Consider the following 16,120-nt stretch of genomic DNA (forward strand, 5'->3'; position numbering starts at 1 on the left):
GGCGGCTTTCAGCGCGCTTGGCTGAGCAGATAGCGCGCCAGCAGGGCCACCGGGCGGCCTGTCGCTCCCTTGGCCGAACCACTCTTCCAGGCGGTGCCGGCGATGTCCAGATGCGCCCAGCGGTACTTGCCGGTGAACCGGCGCAGGAACATGGCCGCCGTGATCGCGCCGCCTGCGCGGCCGCCGACGTTACCCATGTCGGCGAAGTTGCTCTTCAGTGCCTCGTCGTACTCCTCGTCCAGCGGCATGCGCCAGCACGTGTCCAGCGCCTCCTGGCCGGCCGCCTGCAGGGCCTCGGCCAGCGCGTCGTCGGCTGTAAACAAACCGCTGTGGTGATGTCCGAGCGCGATCACGCAAGCCCCCGTCAGGGTGGCGACATCCACCACCGAGGCGGGCTTGAAGCGCTCGGCGTATGTCAGCGCATCGCACAGGATCAGACGCCCTTCGGCATCGGTATTGAGGATCTCGATCGTCTGACCCGACAGGCTGGTCACCACGTCGCCCGGCTTGACCGAGCGGCCATCGGGCATGTTCTCGCAGGCCGGAATCAGGCCGACCACGTTCAGTCGGGGCCGGAGCTCGGCCAGGGCCCGCATGGTGCCCAGGACGCTGGCAGCCCCACCCATGTCGAACTTCATCTCGTCCATCTCGGCGGCCGGCTTGATCGAGATGCCCCCGGTGTCGAAGGTGATGCCCTTGCCCACCAGCACATGAGGCGCCTGACCACGGCGGCCGCCGTCGTAGCGCATCACGATGAAACGCAAGGGCTGCTCCGAGCCTTGGGCCACGGCCAGGAAGGCCCCCATGCCTAGCTTTTCGACGGCCTTGCGGTCGAGCACTTCCACCTTGAGCCCATGGGCCTTGCCCAGGCGGCACGCCTCGTCGGCTAGGTGGGTGGGGGTGCAATGGTTGCCGGGGCGGTTGGCCCACTCGCGGGCCACGGCCACTCCCAGGGCGATGGCTCGCGCCTGGGCAAGGTCGCGCTGGACGGCTTTGAGCTCGTCCTGACCGACCAGGAGGCTCACCTTCGACACCGGCGGTGGGGGCGGCGCACTGGGTTTGGTGTGACGATAAACATAAGCGGCCTCGTCCACAGCGCTGACCAGGGCATGGGCGTGCGCCGGTGACCAGGTCGCCTGCGGCGCCAGGGTCACGGCCAGATGGCGAGATCCACCGCTTTTGAGCACTTGCATCGCGGCCATCAGCGCACTGCGGTAGGCCTTGGCCGACGCATCGGCAGCCACCGTGAACACCAAGCGCGGCGCACGCAGTCCGACCGGGCGGTGCAGGTACAGGCTGCGGCCGGTCTTGAGGGCCAGATCCCCCGTCTTCTGGACATCGGCGAACAGCCCGGCCAGGGGATCAGGCAAGTTCTGCGTAGTCAGGGCCGCGTTCAGGACCACGACCAGCGCGTCACATGCCGTGTCGGCCCACAGGGCCGGCGAGGAGGAAAGAGCTCGAAAGTCCATAATGCAACCGTTCATTCGGTGCGCCGATGTTATTCGATTCCTCCGTCCGCAAAGAGCTAAGCCGCAGCTTCGGTGCCACCTTGGTGGTGCTGCTGACCATCGTGCTCACGATGATGCTGATCCGCACCTTGGGCCAGGCGGCCAGTGGGGCGGTCTCCCCGCAGCACGTGGTGCTGCTGCTGGGCTACACGGTGCTAGGTTACCTGCCCTCCATCCTGGCGCTATCGCTGTTCGTCGCCACGGTGAGCACGCTGTCGCGCATGTACCGAGACAGTGAGATGGCCGTGTGGTTTGCCAGCGGGGTGTCGCTGAGCCGGTTCGCCCTGCCGGTGCTGAGGCTGGCCGCTCCCGTCCTGGGAGCGATTGCCGTGCTGGCGCTGCTGGTTTGGCCGTGGGCCAACCAGAGCATCTCCGAGCTGCGCACGCTCTACGAGCGACGCTCGGATCTCTCCCGGGTCACGCCCGGCCAGTTCCAGAGCTCCAGCGACGGCCGGCGGGTCTTCTTCATCGAGCGCAACACCGACGAGGGCCGCGTGGGGCGCAACGTGTTCGTCCTCTCCCGAGAGGAGGGACGCGAGACCGTGACCACCGCGAGCATGGGGCGCATCGAGTTCGAGGGTGAGGACCGCTATCTCGTGCTCGAGGCCGGTCAGCAGACCGACCACAACCTGCGCACCGGCGAGCGGCGCCTCGCTCAGTTCGAGACCTACCGCATCCGGGTCGACGAGAAGGTGCGTTCGCAGGAGCCGGTGCTGCCCCCGCGGGCGCGCTCGAGCCTGTCGCTGTGGCTGGATCCGCAGCCTCGCCATCTGGGCGAGTTGACCTGGCGGCTGGGCCTGCCGCTGACGGCCTTCAACCTCGTCTTGCTGGGTGTGGGCCTGTCGGCGACCTCGCCTCGCCGAGGAACGAGCTGGAACCTGATGTTCGCCCTGTTGACTTTCGTCGTGTATTACAACTTGCTCAACCTCACGCAGGCTTGGGTGTCCATCGGGCGCTTGAGCCCGCCTCAAGCTCTGCTGGCCGTGCACGGCAGCGCCACGGTGCTGGCCCTGGCCTTGCTGCGATGGCGGGTGCATGGGCTGCGCGGTCTGCTGCCAGGACTCGGCCGCGGCGCGGCCTCAGGGGCTCGGGCATGAAGACCGTTCGTCGCCTGCTGTACACCGATATCCTGACGTCCATCGCCTTCGTCGCGGTAGCCTTCCTGGCGCTGTTCTTCTTCATCGACGCCGTCGACGAGCTGGAGCGGGTGGGCCGAGGTGGGTACCGGCTGCACCAGGCGCTGCTGTACTGCCTGCTGCTGTTGCCCGGCCACCTCTATGTGCTGATGCCGATCGCCGTGCTGATCGGCACCATCTACTCGATGGCCCGCATGGCGCAGACGTCGGAGTTCACCATCCTGCGCGTCAGCGGTCTGGGGCCACGGCGCGCGCTGACCCTCCTGCTCGGACTGGGCCTGGTATTCGCCGCCCTCACTTTCGTGCTGGGAGATTACCTGGCGCCTTTCAGCGATCGGCAGGCCCACGCGGTGCGGACCGTGGCGCGCGGGCAGTCGGTGTACGGACAGGCTGGCACCTGGCTGAAGGACCGGCAAGCCACCCCCGACGGCGAGCGCAGTTTCTCGGTGCAGGTCACCGCCGCCGGGCCAGACGGCCGCCTACAGCAGGTGCGGCTCTACGAATTCGATGCCCAAGGACGTCTGGTGGGGCAGTTGCAGGCGCAGTCGGCGACCGTGGACGAGCAGGGGCGGTGGATTCTGAACGGCATTCAGCGCAGCCGCTGGCAGCCCGATCCTAGCTCGCACGACCTGGAGGTCGTGGACGAGCAGCTCGACCGGCTCGAATGGCGCAGCACGCTCACGCGCAATGTCGTGGTGGCGGCGGTGCGACCGCCCAGCGAGATGTCGGCAATGGACCTGTTCCGCTACATGACCCACCTGGCCGACAACGAGCAAGCTGCACAGCGCTACGAAATCCAGTTCTGGAAGAAGGTGCTCTACCCCCTGGCTTGCCTGGTGATGGTGATGCTCGCCCTGCCTTTTGCCTACCTGCACAGCCGCTCGGGCGGAATCAGCCTCAAGGTCTTCGGTGGCATCATGTTGGGCATCAGCTTCGTGCTGCTCAACAACGTTTTCACCCACATCGGCCTGCTGCAGGACTGGACGCCGTGGCTGGCGGCGGCCACCCCCAGTGCGGTGTACTTCGTCCTGTCGCTGCTGGCCTTCAATTGGCTGGTGCGCCATCGCTGAAGGCCCGGCGCTCGGCCGCCCGCAACACGATCAATTGGCTGGCCTGACCATGACACGAACCGGCATCGTCCTGTTTGCCCACGGCGCGCGCGACCCCGCCTGGGCCCGCCCCTTCGAGGCCGTGCGCGCGCGGCTGGCCGAACTGCAGCCGCAATCGGCCGTCGCCCTGGCCTACCTCGAATTCATGAGCCCCGACCTGCTTCAGGCCGGCCAGGCGGTGGCTGCCCAGGGCTGCACCGACGTGCGCGTGGTGCCCCTCTTCCTCGGCGCCGGCGGGCATGTGCGCAAGGATCTGCCGCAGCTCGTCGAGGAACTGCGCCGCCGTCATCCACAAGTGCAATGGACTCTCGCTCCGGCCGTGGGTGAGCACCCGGCGGTGGTCGAGGCGATGGCCCGCGTGGCGGCTGGAACGCCAGCGCCCTGATCGCTCTCGCCGGCTGCTGTGAAGACAGCACCGCACACCTCCCCTCGGCGAACGCGATCGCACAGAGCCCCTCTGCGACACGGCGAACCTCATTCTCTGGTGACATAATTCGCAGAATCTTCAGACGGTCTCGAAATATGAACCTGCATCAGTTCCGCTTCGTCCAGGAGGCCGTGCGGCGCAATCTCAATCTCACCGAGACCGCCAAGGCCCTCTACACCTCCCAGCCCGGCGTATCCAAGGCCATCCTCGAACTGGAAGAGGAGCTTGGCGTGGACATCTTCGCCCGTCATGGCAAGCGCCTCAAGCGCATCACGGAGCCCGGCCAGGAAGTGCTCAAGTCCATCGAGATCATCATGCGAGAGGTGGGCAACCTCAAACGCATCGGCGAGGAATTCTCCAAGCAGGACGCCGGGACGCTGTCGATCGCCACCACCCACACCCAGGCGCGCTACGTCCTGCCGGCCCCAGTGGCGCAGTTGCGCAAACGCTTTCCCAAGGTGAGCGTCAGCCTGCACCAGGGCACGCCCGAGCAGGTGGCGCAGATGCTGCTGCAGGAAACGGCGGAAGTAGGTCTGGCCACCGAGTCCCTGGCCGGCTTTGAGGAGCTGGTGACCCTGCCCTGCTACGAGTGGACGCACGTGGTGGTGCTGCCGGCCCAGCACCGGCTGGCCGCTCAGGAGCGGCTCTCGCTCGACGACCTGGCCGGCGAACCGCTGATCTCCTACCATCCGTCGTTCACCGGCCGCACCAAGATCGACCAGGCTTTCGCGCTGCGACGCCTCAAGCCCAACATCGTGCTGGAGGCGATCGACTCCGACGTGATCAAGACCTACGTCCGCCTGGGCCTGGGGGTGGGCATCGTGGCCGAGATGGCCGTGCGTGACGACCCGACCTTCACCACCCCGGGCGGCGATCTGGTCTGGCGGCCGGCGGGGCACCTCTTCGGCCAGAACCTCGCACGCATCGCCTTCAAGCGTGGCGCCTACCTGCGCAATTTCGTCTATGCCTTTGCCGAGCTGACCTCGGAACGCCTGAACCGCAACCTCATCATGCGGGCCATGGGCGGCGAGTCCAGTTCCTACGACCTCTGAGTCCGCTCATGAACGCCGTTCCCCAACTCACCACCCGGCTGCCCAAGGTCGGCACCACCATCTTCACCGTGATGTCGGCCCTGGCCCACGAACATGGCGCCGTCAACCTCGGCCAGGGATTCCCGGACTTCGACTGCGACCCCCGGCTGCTCGATGCGGTGAATACCGCGATGCGCGCGGGCCACAACCAGTACCCGCCGATGGCTGGCGTGCCGGCGCTGCGCGAGGCCATCGCTGCCAAGATCCAGGCACTCTACGGCCACCACTATGACCCCGGCGACGAAATCACCGTGACCGCCGGCGCCACCCAGGCCATTCTGACGGCCATCCTCGCCGTGGTGCATCCGGGCGACGAGGTGATCGTGCTCGAACCGTGCTACGACAGCTACGAACCCAACATCGCGCTGGCCGGCGCAAAGGCGGTCTTCGTACCCCTGGGCCGCTCCGGCCAGACCGGGGATTTCCGACCCGACTTCGCCCGCATCGCAGCAGCGATCACGCCAAACACGCGGGCCCTCATTCTGAACACCCCGCACAACCCCAGCGCCACCGTCTGGACGGCCGAGGACATGCGCACGCTGGCCGAGTTGCTGTACCCAACCAACATCATCGTGATCAGCGACGAGGTCTACGAGCACATGGTGTTCGACGGCCAGCGGCACGAGAGCGTAGCCCGCTTCCCAGGGCTGGCTGAGCGCAGCTTCATCGTCTCGAGCTTTGGCAAGACCTTCCACGTGACGGGCTGGAAGGTCGGCTACGTGGCCGCGCCTGCTGCCTTGATGGCCGAGTTTCGCAAGGTGCACCAATTCAACGTGTTCACCGTGAACACCCCTATGCAACATGCGCTGGCGGCCTACATGGCCGACCCCGCCCCCTACCTCGGACTGCCCGCCTTTTACCAGCGCAAGCGCGATCTCTTCCGGGCTGGTCTGGCCGGCACACGCTTTCGGCTGCTGCCCAGCCAGGGAAGCTACTTCCAGTGCGTGGACTACAGCGCCGTCAGCGACCTCGACGAGCCGGCCTTCTGTCGCTGGCTCACCACCGAGGTGGGTGTGGCAGCGATCCCGTTGTCGGTGTTCTACAGCGACGGCACCGACCGCAAGCTCGCGCGCTTTTGCTTTGCCAAGCGCGACGAGACCCTGCACCTCGCCTTGGAGCGGCTGGCCCGGCTGTGAAGGCCTGCGGGCACTGCTGGATCAACCGGGACGGCTCTTGTCGTCAGGACTCGGCGCTGGCAGGTCGAGGGGTTCGAACGCGATGAGACCGCTATCGTTCGGTCCTGCCGGCCCCGCAGGCACGACACGCGGCGGTGCCACCTCGACGTCCAGATCGAGATGCACGTCGATGGACTCACCCGCCCCCTCGGCGGGGGCGCCATCCCCGGCTGTCGCCGACACGGTAGGCTCCAGCCGCATCGCGTAGGGATCCTGGGGTTCGTCCAGCGGCAGCAGCAGATCGACGGCCTCGCCGGTGGACTCGAGCTGCACGCGCTCACGCGCAATGCCGTAGAGCATCAACAGCTCGCGGTAGGCGGGCAGGTCGAACGCATTAGAGCTTTCGTCGCCCCGCAGCAAGGAAGCCTGCAGCACCTCGATGGCGCGCACCGGGGTCTCCCACAAGTTCTGCAAGCGGTCGATCACGGCAGGGTAATCTTCCAGCGACCGCCCCACGCCCAGGTCCTCCTCCCAGGAGGGAGCGTAGGCGTTGAAGCGACGGTTGAACTCCCCACGGACCTCCTCGTAGGCCGCACGGTCGCCGCGGCGCTTGTGGATCTCCAACAGCTTCATGTAGGGCAAGGCGCTGGGATCGCGATGCTCGCGCAGGTGACCTCGCAGCAGCTCGATGGCCGCGTCATCCTGCCCCAAAACGATGAAGAACTCGGCCTGCTGTTCCAGGTCGATGAGTTCCTCCACTGCCACCTTCTCGTGGGCCCCTTCGCCCGTGGAGGAAGGTGGCACCGGCGCCGGCCGGGCAGGGACCGCCAGCGCCTCGCGCACCACAGGGGCCGACGGAACCGACGGAACCGACGGAACCGACGGTGCCGACGGGGCCGGGTTGGGCGGGGTCACCGGGGCCGGCGCGACGGGGGGCGTCGCCGCTACCGGGGCCTCGGCCGGCGTAGCCGCGCCCGCCGACAGGTCCGCGGGCAGGCTGCCCGCGGCCGAGGGGCGCCACCACGCGCCGGCGGCACTGCCGCGTTGCCGCGCCATCCAGATCAGGCCCGCCGCCAGCGCAAGGCACAGCCCCAGCAGTGCATAAACCAGGGGATTGGCATACCGCTCGGCCTGAGCCTGCCGCAAACTGGCCTGCAAACCTTCGAGGGCCTGCCGTGTGGCCGCCGACTCTTGACGCAAGGCCTCCAGGCTCTGCTCCAACTGGCGCAGGCGCTCGGCTTCGAGCGCCGCCTGCTCGGGTGTGGTGCTCAGGGCCCGCCACAGCGCGGCAGCGGCCCGACGGTCCTCGACGCGGGCGGGATCGGCCTGGCCCAGGGCCGTCGACAACTGCAGGCTGGGCGTGCTGAACAGTTCCGCATCGAGCGGGTCCAACCGCAGTCGTGGCTGCTCGACCGTGGCGGTGCGGGGCACGGTCGGTCGAGCCGCCGAGCGTTGCGCCGGCGACGCGGTGCGCCCCCCCTCCGAGCGGGAAGCGCTGCGACGCGATGTCTGCGCGCGGGGCGATGCCGCCGGTGCGAGCGCCTCGCGGGCCGCGGGTTGAGCCCCCTGAGGCCCGGGCTGCACGAGGTCGGCCTTCGGCGACGCTATCTGCGGCGCCGTACGGCGGGGAGATGGTGGAGGCGCGCCGGCTGCACTCCCCTGGGTCTTCGTGTCCGGCGACACCTGCACCGTGGGTGGATCGGCAAAGACCACGAACTGCCGCGACAGCCGCGCCTTGCAGCCCACCGTGAGATCCACGGTGACGACGGGCTCGTTCACAGGCGCCAAGGTGGTCACGCGCGCCGTGCGTTGCGACCCCGAAGCGGCCGGATCCCATTGCGTCCGCACCTGGCTCGTCCCCAAGCGCACGTCGCCGAAACTCACCTCGGCCCGCAGGCAATCCGCGTCGGCCAATTCGTCGGGCTCGACACGCACTTCCACGGCGAAATCCAGGGAACGGCCCAGCACGGCCTGAGAATCGGCTTGTCCAAACCCCAGGGCCTGCGCGCCTCCGTGCGGCCCCAACCACGCCAGGCAACAGGCGGCAAGCAACGGAGGTGAGATGCGGGTGGAGCGGCTCTTCATGCGATGGATGTCACGCGGGCGGGGAAACTCTAGCATGCCCGTCATCCAGGCCCGCTGCGTGATGCCCCGGATGCGGGGGCCAGATCTGATGCGCCGCGCGACGACGCCGACTGCCCTCAGGCGGCTCGACCATCACCGTCTTGGCGCAACCGTCTCCCAAGAGAAGGCTCGTGCACAATGAACGTCCCCCTAACCGCCTGCGCACGAGACCGACATGCCCAATGAGCTCCTGACCGAACGCATCGACCGCACCCTGGTGCTCACGCTCAGCGACCCGGATACGCGCAATGCACTGTCCGAAGAGATCACCGCCGCCGGGGTGGAGGCACTCAACGTGGCCGAATCGTCCGACGAGGTGAGCAATGTGGTGATCACGGGGGCGGGCGGCGCGTTCTGCGCAGGCGGCCATCTTCAGCAACTGCAGCGCAACGCCCAGCTCGGACCGGAAGTCCAGACGGCGCGGCTCGAGCGCTTCCACCGCTGGATCGAGGCGATCCGCACCTTCCCCAAACCGGTGATCGCCGCGGTGGAAGGCGCGGCCGCCGGAGGAGGCTGCTCGCTCGCCCTGGCGTGCGACCTCATCGTCGCCTCACGCGAGGCCCGCTTCACGCTGGCCTACAACCGTATCGGGTTGTCCCCCGACGGCGGTGCCACTTGGCACCTGATGCAGATGCTGCCGAGGCCGGTGGTCACCGAGCTATTGTGGTTGTGTGAACCCGTGACGGCCGAACGCCTGCACGGCTTCGGCCTTGTCAACCGGGTGACAGACAAGGGCCGCGCGCTGCCCGAAGCTCTGGCCCTGGCAAGCCGCCTGGCCGAGATGGCCCCCAATGCGCTGGCCAGCAGCAAGGAGCTGCTCAACCACTGGCCCTCGCGCACCCTGCCCCAGCAACTCGACGCCGAACGAGACAGCTTTGTCGACAACCTCCTGCACCCCAATGCCCGCGAAGGCATCGCCGCCTTCTTCGACAAGCGCCCTGCGCGCTTTCGCTGAACCCCGCGCATGCGCGATCGGGAGCCGGCGATGAGGCCTCGTCTGCCCCGGCGCCGTCGCATCTACCTGATGCGACACGGTTCGGTCGACTACTTCCTGCCCGACGGTACCCCGGTGCCGCCGGACACCGTGCCGCTCAATGCCACGGGGCGCAACCAAGCGGATGCCGCAGGCGCGCTCTTCGGTCAGGCCGGCGTGCGCTTCGACCGCGTCTGGGCGAGCGGCTTGCTGCGCACCGTCGAAACGGCCGAGCGGGTGCTTTCCGCCAGTGCCCAGCGCGTGCCCATCGACATCGACGAGGCCTTGCAGGAGATCCGCCCGGGCCGCCTGGCCGATATCCCGCGCGACCGCGTGCACGAGGCCTTCCTGAACGCTTTCCAAGGCTCGACCGACGAATCGGCACGCTTCCTCGGCGGCGAGTCGGTCGGGGAGATGCTCGACCGCATCCTGCCCGCGTTCCAGGCCGTGCTGGCCGATGCTTCCTGGGAGCAATGCCTGCTGGTCTTGCACGGCGCCGTCAACCGAGGCCTGCTCTCGTACGCCCTAGCAGGCCGGCGCTGCTTCCTGGGCCGTCTGGAGCAGGCGCCGGCATGCATCAACATCCTCGACGTCGGCGATGACGACCTGGTCGTGCGCGCCATCAATCTGGCTCCCACTCAGTGGCTGCACGCAGACGAACGCCTGACCACGATGGAAAAGCTGCTTGCCCAGTACCTGCGACTGGATGCCGCCGTAATGGACGCAGGCGCTCAGCGCGCATAGCCCGGGTTGCGCCGGTCCAGCCGCCGCAGCAGACCGGGCCAGGCCAGCGCACCGGCGCCCTGACCTCGAGTGACTTGCCGAGCCTGCTGTGCCGACGTGCGGATGATTTCCGGGTCGACCGTCACCAGCTCCCCGCCGCCCGCCTGCGCGCGGACCTGGATCGTGCACACCGTCTCGAACAGGTACATCGCCAAAAAGGCGTCGGCCACCGTCGCCCCCACCGTCAGAAGGCCATGGTTGCGCAGCATGAGATAGGTGTTGTCGCCCAGATCATGCACGAGCCGCGGCTTCTCGTCATCGCGCAACGCCACGCCCTCGTAGTCATGGTAGCCCAGGCTTGCGAGTACGAAGATGGACTGCTGCGACAGCGGCAGCACGCCGTGCTTCTGAGCCGACACCGCAATCCCGTTGAGGGTGTGCGTGTGCAGCACGCAGTGCGCATCGTGGCGCGCCGCATGGATGGCGCTGTGGATGGTGAAGCCTGCCGGGTTGATCTCGAACGGTGTGTCGTCGAGCTTGCGGCCGGACAGGTCGATGCGCACCAGGCTCGATGCCGTGATCTCCTCGAACAACAGGCCATAGGGGTTGATGAGGAATTGGTCCTCGGCGCCCGGCACACGGGCCGTGATGTGGGTGAAGACGAGGTCATCCCAACCGAACAAGGCCACCAACCGGTAGGCTGCGGCCAGGTCCACACGAGTGCGCCACTCGGCTTCGCTCACACGGCCTTGGAGCGAAGGCAGATCATCGGTCGCAGAGCTCTTCACAGGGGTCGCAGCCATGGCTTGTCTCCAGGTTGACAGGTGGGTGGACAATAGGGGCAGCATCAATCGCCGTTCTGTCACGTCAGCGACAAAACATGCAGACCCCCATTCTTACAATCGCCGAACGCAACACCATCGAGTCCGGCCCTTGGTTCTCCAAGCTCTCCCCTGCCCTGCGCCAGGCCATTCTGTCCCGGGCCTCGGTGCGCCGTCTCGGCGATGGTGCATTGTTGTCCTCGCGCGGCGAGCCGGCCAGCGAATGGATCGGCGTGGCCAAAGGGGCGGTGCGTGTGAGCTCGGTGTCTCTGTCGGGCAAGCAGGTCACGCTCACCTACGTGGAGCCTGGCGTGTGGTTCGGCGACATTGCACTCTTCGACGGCCTGCCGCGCACGCACGATGCTCACGCGCATGGCGACACGACGCTGCTGGTGGTGCGCAAGCCCGACTTCAAGGAACTGCTGTCGCAGCACGTGGAGCTCTACGACGCCTTGCTGCGACTGAACTGCCGGCGCCTGCGCCTGATGTTCAACATCGTCGAGGATCTCAACACCCTGCCGCTGGCCGCACGTCTGGCCAAGCAGCTCCTGCTGCTGGTGCGCACCTATGGCGTCCCCCAGGGCGAGCACGAAATCCGCATCGGCCTGCAGCTCGCCCAGGAAGACCTGGCCCAGTTGCTCGGGGCCTCGCGGCAGCGAGTCAACCAGGAACTCAAGGCCCTGGAACGCGAGGGCGCCGTGCGCATCGAGCCCACGCGGCTGATCGTGCTCTCGCGCGAGAAGCTGATGGCCATCGCCGAACGCTAGTCGGTCACGCCACGTCCGGTGGCCGGCTCGCATCGAACCTCAACGGGAACCCCTGATGGAAGCCAACACCGGAACCCGCCCCGTGGCCGAGCAGCACCGTTTCGACGTCGCTGCCCTCGAGGCCTACCTTCGCGCCAATCTGCCGGGTTTTGCCGGCCCCCTGAGCGTCGAGCAGTTCAAGGGTGGGCAGTCCAACCCAACCTACAAGCTCACCACACCCTCGCGCCACTACGTGATGCGCGCCAAGCCCGGGCCCGTGGCCAAGCTGCTGCCTTCGGCCCATGCAATCGAACGCGAGTTCGCCGTGATGCGCGCTCTGCACGGCACCGACGTGCCGGTGGCACGCATGCATGTGCTGTGCGATGACGAATCCGTCATCGGCCGGGCGTTCTACATCATGGAGTATGTTGAAGGCCGAGTGTTCTGGGACCAATCACTGCCGGCCCTGTCCGCGACCGAACGAGGCGCCATCTACGACGAGATGAACCGGGTGATCGCCGCGCTGCACAGCGTGGACTTCCGCGAGCGCGGCCTGGCCGACTACGGCAAGCCGGGCAACTACTTCGAGCGCCAAATCGCCCGCTGGACCAAGCAGTACCAGGCCTCCATCACCGAGCCGATCGAGGCGATGGACCGCCTCATCGAGTGGCTGCCGGCCCACATCCCTGACAGCGCTCGAGACGAATCCCAAGTGTCGATCGTGCACGGCGACTACCGCCTGGACAACCTCATCTTCCATCCCACCGAGCCGCGTGTGCTGGCCGTGCTGGACTGGGAGCTGTCCACCATCGGTCACCCGCTGGCCGACTTCAGTTATCACTGCATGTCCTGGCACATCCCGCCGGGTGCTTTCCGGGGCATCGGGGGTCTGGATCTGGCCGCGTTGGGCATCCCCAGCGAGAAGGACTACGTGCGCCGCTACTGCGAACGCACTGGACGCGGCGACCCCGACGCGGTGATGGCCGACTGGAACTTCTATCTGGCCTACAACCTGTTCCGCATCGCCGGCATCCTGCAAGGCATCGCCAAGCGAGTGGTAGACGGTACGGCGTCGAGCGCGCAGGCTCGACAGGCTGCCGCCGGGGCCCGCCCGCTGGCGGAAATGGGCTGGCGCTTCGCCACACGCAGCTGAGCATCGACGACCCTCTGACGGAGACACCATGGACTTCGCTTACACCCCCAAGACCCAGGCCTTGCGCGAGCGGCTGCTGGCCTTCATGGACGAGCACATCTATCCGGCCGAGCTCCGCTATGACGCGGAGCTGGCCGCCAACACCGCCGCCGGCAAGCGCTGGACGCCACTGCAGGTCATCGAGGAGCTCAAGGTCAAGGCCCGCGCAGCCGGCCTGTGGAACCTTTTCCTGCCCGAAAGCGAATACGGCGCCGGCCTGCTCAATCAGGAGTACGCGCCGCTGGCCGAGATCATGGGCCGGGTACCCTGGGCGAGCGAGGTCTTCAACTGCTCGGCTCCCGACACGGGCAACATGGAAACCATCGTGCGCTACGGCACGCCCGAGCAGAAGAAGCAGTGGCTCGAGCCGCTGCTCGACGGCAAGATCCGCAGCGCCTTCGCAATGACCGAACCGGCCGTGGCCTCGTCGGACGCCACCAATATCGAGTCGCGCATCGAGCGCCAGGGCGACGAGTACGTCATCAATGGCCGCAAGTGGTGGACCTCAGGTGCCGGCGACCCGCGCTGCAAGCTCTACATCTTCATGGGCAAGACCGACCCGACGGCTCCCAAGCACAGCCAGCAGTCGATGATCCTGGTGCCGGCCGACGCCCCGGGCATCACGGTGCTACGCCCCTTGCACGTGATGGGGTACGACGATGCCCCCCACGGCCACATGGAGGTGCTTTTCGAGAACGTGCGTGTGCCCGCGAGCAACATCCTGCTGGGCGAGGGGCGTGGCTTCGAGATCGCCCAGGGCCGCCTTGGCCCCGGGCGCATCCACCACTGCATGCGCCTGATCGGCCTGGCCGAGCGTTCGCTGGAACTCATGTGCAAGCGCGCCTCGTCACGCGTGGCCTTCGGCAAGACCATCGCCCAGCAGACCGTCACCCAGGAGCGCATCGCGGAGGCCCGCTGCATGATCGAGCAGGCCCGCCTGTTGACGATGAAGGCCGCCTGGATGATGGACGTGGCGGGCAACAAGACGGCCAAGCTGGAGATCGCAATGATCAAGGTCGTCGCCCCCAGCATGGCCTGCAAGGTCATCGACTGGGCCATGCAGGTGCATGGCGGTGCGGGCATGTGTCAGGACTTCCCGCTGGCCAACTTCTACGCCCACGCCCGTACGCTGCGCTTTGCCGATGGCCCCGACGAAGTCCATCGCAATGCCATCGCCAAGTGGGAGCTGGGCCGGCACGCTGCCTGAACGCCCACGGCACGCCCGCATCGACGCCCGCCCTCGCGCGGGCGTTTTCCCAGGGTCGCTGCCACACCAAGGGCCCAGATCGGCTAGATTGGCGGCTCTTGCACAACAAACACCCCAGCCGACGGAGGTCTGTCCATGATCGAGGTGCATTCCTGGGCCACACCCAACGGCCACAAGGTCCACATCATGCTCGAAGAGTGCGGGCTGCCCTACAAGGTGGTGCCAGTAGACATCGGCGCGGGCGACCAGTTCAAGCCCGAGTTCCTGGCCATCAGCCCGAACAACAAAATCCCCGCGATCATCGACCCCGAAGGGCCCGACGGCCGCCCCATTTCACTTTTCGAATCGGGCGCCATCCTGCTGTACCTGGCCGGCAAGACCGGCCGCTTCCTGCCCGCCGACACGCGAGGCAAGTACGAGGTGCTGCAGTGGCTCATGTTCCAGATGGGCGGCGTGGGTCCGATGCTGGGCCAGGCCCACCATTTCCGCCTGTACGCCCCGGAGAAGATCGACTACGCGATCGATCGCTACACCAACGAGGCCCGACGCCTGTACGGTGTGATGGACAAACGTCTGGCCAACAGCCGCTACATCGGTGGGCCCGAGTACAGCATCGCCGACATCGCCATCTTCCCCTGGCTGCGCTCATGGAAGAACCAGGGCATCGACTGGAACGACTATCCGCACCTGAAGGGTTGGTTCGACGAGATCGCCGCGAGGCCAGCCGTACAGCGCGGGGTGGAGGTGCTGGCCGACCGGCGCAAGCCCATCACCGACGAGCGCGCCCGCGAGGTGCTGTTCGGTGGCGAGCAATACCGGCGCCATTGAGGCATCCGACCTGCGCCCCTGCGGCCAACCTGGTCGGCCTCATGCTTTGGCGACCAACATCGGCCACACCCCAGGGCAGACATTGCGCGGCCGTGTACGATCAGGTCCATTTCGTGAGCAACGACACCGCATGCGCAGCCTCTTCCATCTCGCCTACCACGTGCACGACCTTGACGCCGCACGCCGCTTCTACGGCGGCGTGCTGGGCTGCCGCGAAGGACGCTCCACCGACACATGGGTCGATTTCGACTTCTTCGGTCACCAGATCTCGCTGCACCTGGGCGAGCCCTTCGCCACCACGAACACCGGCCACGTCGGCCAACACCTCGTGCCCATGCCCCACCTCGGGGTCGTGCTGGAGCTGACCGACTGGCGTGCCCTGGCCGATCGCCTGCGCGCCGCCGGCATCGAGTTCATCCTCGAACCTCAGGTGCGCTTCGAGGGTGAGCCGGGCGAGCAATGGACGATGTTCTTCCGCGATCCCTCGGGCAACCCGATCGAGGTCAAGGGCTTTCGCTCATTCGACGCGGTGTACGACCGCTGAACCGCGACGCATGCCTCGTAGAATCCTGCCCATCTGCCCGTAGCTCAACTGGATAGAGCAGCTGCCTTCTAAGCAGCAGGTCGGGGGTTCGAGTCCCTCCGGGCAGGCCAGCCGTCCGCCGTGCCCCATGCATGCGTCGCAGGCCCGATCGTCATATCGACCGCCGCGGCCGATCCACAGATCCTGTGGATAGCCCTGTGAACACACCGGGGACGGCCTGCGCGAGCGCCGTGTCCATCGGGCCGGCCGCTGGATTGCCCAATATTGCAGCAACCATGATCGTACGGGAAGGGCCCCTGGCCCCAGAGGGCTGTCGCCCCGGCCCGCTCGTCCATCGATGGCAGCACAACACCTCCCGACGGCACATTCCGTCGAGATCGAATTCTTTGACGAGGCAGGCAGCGGCGCACACGCAGTGGGCGCAAAGCCGTCGGGTTCGGTCCGACAGGCCAAGATGGTCGGGGTGACACGATTCGAACGTGCGACCCACTGCTCCCAAAGCAGTTGCGCTACCAGGCTGCGCTACACCCCGAAAACCAGCATTGTAGTGCGTCGCCCACGGTGGAGGTTCACCCC

15 protein-coding genes and 2 tRNA genes are annotated in these 16,120 nt (G+C 67.1%); 13 read left to right on the plus strand and 4 right to left on the minus strand.

Annotation, left to right across the window (positions count from 1 at the left end):
* Positions 1-8 precede the first annotated feature (8 nt).
* Positions 9-1,469, minus strand: a complete 1,461-nt coding sequence (locus ACK4ZD_RS08180) for a leucyl aminopeptidase (RefSeq protein ID WP_409660410.1) — start codon at positions 1,467-1,469, stop codon at positions 9-11.
* A gap of 26 nt (positions 1,470-1,495) precedes the next feature.
* Here ACK4ZD_RS08180 and lptF point away from each other — a divergent pair, with 26 nt between their 5' ends.
* The 5 genes from lptF to ACK4ZD_RS08205 all read left to right on the plus strand — a co-directional run bounded on the left by lptF (position 1,496) and on the right by ACK4ZD_RS08205 (position 6,407).
* Complete coding sequence (gene lptF / locus ACK4ZD_RS08185) at positions 1,496-2,605, plus strand: LPS export ABC transporter permease LptF (RefSeq protein ID WP_409660377.1); 1,110 nt, start codon at positions 1,496-1,498, stop codon at positions 2,603-2,605.
* Entirely contained in the window at positions 2,602-3,714 is a 1,113-nt protein-coding gene (gene lptG / locus ACK4ZD_RS08190; protein ID WP_409660379.1) for an LPS export ABC transporter permease LptG, read from the plus strand. Before lptF ends, lptG begins: the two co-directional genes overlap by 4 nt.
* Before the next feature lie 49 nt (positions 3,715-3,763).
* Positions 3,764-4,138 (plus strand): sirohydrochlorin chelatase, encoded by a 375-nt coding sequence (locus tag ACK4ZD_RS08195; RefSeq protein WP_409660381.1) that lies wholly within the window; start codon positions 3,764-3,766, stop codon positions 4,136-4,138.
* A 137-nt stretch (positions 4,139-4,275) separates the two neighbouring features.
* The gene (locus tag ACK4ZD_RS08200; RefSeq protein WP_409660383.1) at positions 4,276-5,232 is read left to right on the plus strand and encodes a CysB family HTH-type transcriptional regulator; all 957 of its coding nucleotides are present in this window, start codon (positions 4,276-4,278) and stop codon (positions 5,230-5,232) included.
* An 8-nt stretch (positions 5,233-5,240) separates the two neighbouring features.
* Positions 5,241-6,407, plus strand: coding sequence for a pyridoxal phosphate-dependent aminotransferase (locus tag ACK4ZD_RS08205; protein ID WP_409660385.1), 1,167 nt, complete (start codon positions 5,241-5,243; stop codon positions 6,405-6,407).
* Between the two features lie 21 nt (positions 6,408-6,428).
* Here ACK4ZD_RS08205 and ACK4ZD_RS08210 read toward each other — a convergent pair whose 3' ends face one another.
* Positions 6,429-8,471, minus strand: coding sequence for a FimV family protein (locus tag ACK4ZD_RS08210; protein ID WP_409660387.1), 2,043 nt, complete (start codon positions 8,469-8,471; stop codon positions 6,429-6,431).
* A 214-nt stretch (positions 8,472-8,685) separates the two neighbouring features.
* Between ACK4ZD_RS08210 and ACK4ZD_RS08215 the strand changes: the two genes are divergently transcribed.
* The gene (locus ACK4ZD_RS08215) at positions 8,686-9,465 is read left to right on the plus strand and encodes an oxepin-CoA hydrolase, alternative type (protein ID WP_409660389.1); all 780 of its coding nucleotides are present in this window, start codon (positions 8,686-8,688) and stop codon (positions 9,463-9,465) included.
* A gap of 30 nt (positions 9,466-9,495) precedes the next feature.
* Positions 9,496-10,227: a histidine phosphatase family protein gene (locus tag ACK4ZD_RS08220; RefSeq protein WP_409660391.1), complete on the plus strand. Its 732-nt coding sequence runs from the start codon at positions 9,496-9,498 to the stop codon at positions 10,225-10,227.
* On the opposite strand, the gene ACK4ZD_RS08225 is transcribed toward ACK4ZD_RS08220, so the two are convergent.
* Positions 10,215-11,009 (minus strand): class II aldolase/adducin family protein, encoded by a 795-nt coding sequence (locus ACK4ZD_RS08225; RefSeq protein WP_409660393.1) that lies wholly within the window; start codon positions 11,007-11,009, stop codon positions 10,215-10,217. The genes ACK4ZD_RS08220 and ACK4ZD_RS08225 overlap by 13 nt on opposite strands.
* A gap of 77 nt (positions 11,010-11,086) precedes the next feature.
* Between ACK4ZD_RS08225 and ACK4ZD_RS08230 the strand changes: the two genes are divergently transcribed.
* The 6 genes from ACK4ZD_RS08230 to ACK4ZD_RS08255 all read left to right on the plus strand — a co-directional run bounded on the left by ACK4ZD_RS08230 (position 11,087) and on the right by ACK4ZD_RS08255 (position 15,654).
* A complete protein-coding gene (locus ACK4ZD_RS08230; protein WP_409660395.1) occupies positions 11,087-11,794 on the plus strand; it encodes a Crp/Fnr family transcriptional regulator in 708 nt (235 codons plus the stop codon).
* Between the two features lie 55 nt (positions 11,795-11,849).
* On the plus strand, positions 11,850-12,926 hold the full coding sequence (locus tag ACK4ZD_RS08235; protein ID WP_409660397.1) for a phosphotransferase family protein: 1,077 nt from the start codon (positions 11,850-11,852) through the stop codon (positions 12,924-12,926).
* Positions 12,927-12,954: 28 nt separating this feature from the next.
* Positions 12,955-14,172 (plus strand): acyl-CoA dehydrogenase family protein, encoded by a 1,218-nt coding sequence (locus ACK4ZD_RS08240; protein ID WP_409660399.1) that lies wholly within the window; start codon positions 12,955-12,957, stop codon positions 14,170-14,172.
* A 135-nt stretch (positions 14,173-14,307) separates the two neighbouring features.
* Positions 14,308-15,000 (plus strand): glutathione S-transferase N-terminal domain-containing protein, encoded by a 693-nt coding sequence (locus ACK4ZD_RS08245; protein ID WP_409660401.1) that lies wholly within the window; start codon positions 14,308-14,310, stop codon positions 14,998-15,000.
* A 130-nt stretch (positions 15,001-15,130) separates the two neighbouring features.
* Positions 15,131-15,544: a VOC family protein gene (locus ACK4ZD_RS08250; RefSeq protein WP_409660402.1), complete on the plus strand. Its 414-nt coding sequence runs from the start codon at positions 15,131-15,133 to the stop codon at positions 15,542-15,544.
* 33 nt (positions 15,545-15,577) lie between these two features.
* Positions 15,578-15,654 (plus strand) — tRNA-Arg (locus ACK4ZD_RS08255).
* A 345-nt stretch (positions 15,655-15,999) separates the two neighbouring features.
* On the opposite strand, the gene ACK4ZD_RS08260 is transcribed toward ACK4ZD_RS08255, so the two are convergent.
* Positions 16,000-16,076: transfer RNA gene (locus ACK4ZD_RS08260), tRNA-Pro, on the minus strand.
* Positions 16,077-16,120 lie beyond the last annotated feature (44 nt).

It is taken from the genome of Caldimonas sp., from assembly GCF_046291045.1.
In the GTDB taxonomy this organism is placed as follows: Bacteria; Pseudomonadota; Gammaproteobacteria; order Burkholderiales; family Burkholderiaceae_C; genus Caldimonas.

Coding starts and splice junctions, on each gene's coding strand:
- ACK4ZD_RS08180 (WP_409660410.1), bottom strand. CDS start 1,469: ATGGACTTTCGAGCTCTTTCCTCCTCGCCGGCCCTGTGGGCCGACACG.
- lptF (WP_409660377.1), top strand. CDS start 1,496: ATGTTATTCGATTCCTCCGTCCGCAAAGAGCTAAGCCGCAGCTTCGGT.
- lptG (WP_409660379.1), top strand. CDS start 2,602: ATGAAGACCGTTCGTCGCCTGCTGTACACCGATATCCTGACGTCCATC.
- ACK4ZD_RS08195 (WP_409660381.1), top strand. CDS start 3,764: ATGACACGAACCGGCATCGTCCTGTTTGCCCACGGCGCGCGCGACCCC.
- ACK4ZD_RS08200 (WP_409660383.1), top strand. CDS start 4,276: ATGAACCTGCATCAGTTCCGCTTCGTCCAGGAGGCCGTGCGGCGCAAT.
- ACK4ZD_RS08205 (WP_409660385.1), top strand. CDS start 5,241: ATGAACGCCGTTCCCCAACTCACCACCCGGCTGCCCAAGGTCGGCACC.
- ACK4ZD_RS08210 (WP_409660387.1), bottom strand. CDS start 8,471: ATGAAGAGCCGCTCCACCCGCATCTCACCTCCGTTGCTTGCCGCCTGT.
- ACK4ZD_RS08215 (WP_409660389.1), top strand. CDS start 8,686: ATGCCCAATGAGCTCCTGACCGAACGCATCGACCGCACCCTGGTGCTC.
- ACK4ZD_RS08220 (WP_409660391.1), top strand. CDS start 9,496: ATGAGGCCTCGTCTGCCCCGGCGCCGTCGCATCTACCTGATGCGACAC.
- ACK4ZD_RS08225 (WP_409660393.1), bottom strand. CDS start 11,009: ATGGCTGCGACCCCTGTGAAGAGCTCTGCGACCGATGATCTGCCTTCG.
- ACK4ZD_RS08230 (WP_409660395.1), top strand. CDS start 11,087: ATGCAGACCCCCATTCTTACAATCGCCGAACGCAACACCATCGAGTCC.
- ACK4ZD_RS08235 (WP_409660397.1), top strand. CDS start 11,850: ATGGAAGCCAACACCGGAACCCGCCCCGTGGCCGAGCAGCACCGTTTC.
- ACK4ZD_RS08240 (WP_409660399.1), top strand. CDS start 12,955: ATGGACTTCGCTTACACCCCCAAGACCCAGGCCTTGCGCGAGCGGCTG.
- ACK4ZD_RS08245 (WP_409660401.1), top strand. CDS start 14,308: ATGATCGAGGTGCATTCCTGGGCCACACCCAACGGCCACAAGGTCCAC.
- ACK4ZD_RS08250 (WP_409660402.1), top strand. CDS start 15,131: ATGCGCAGCCTCTTCCATCTCGCCTACCACGTGCACGACCTTGACGCC.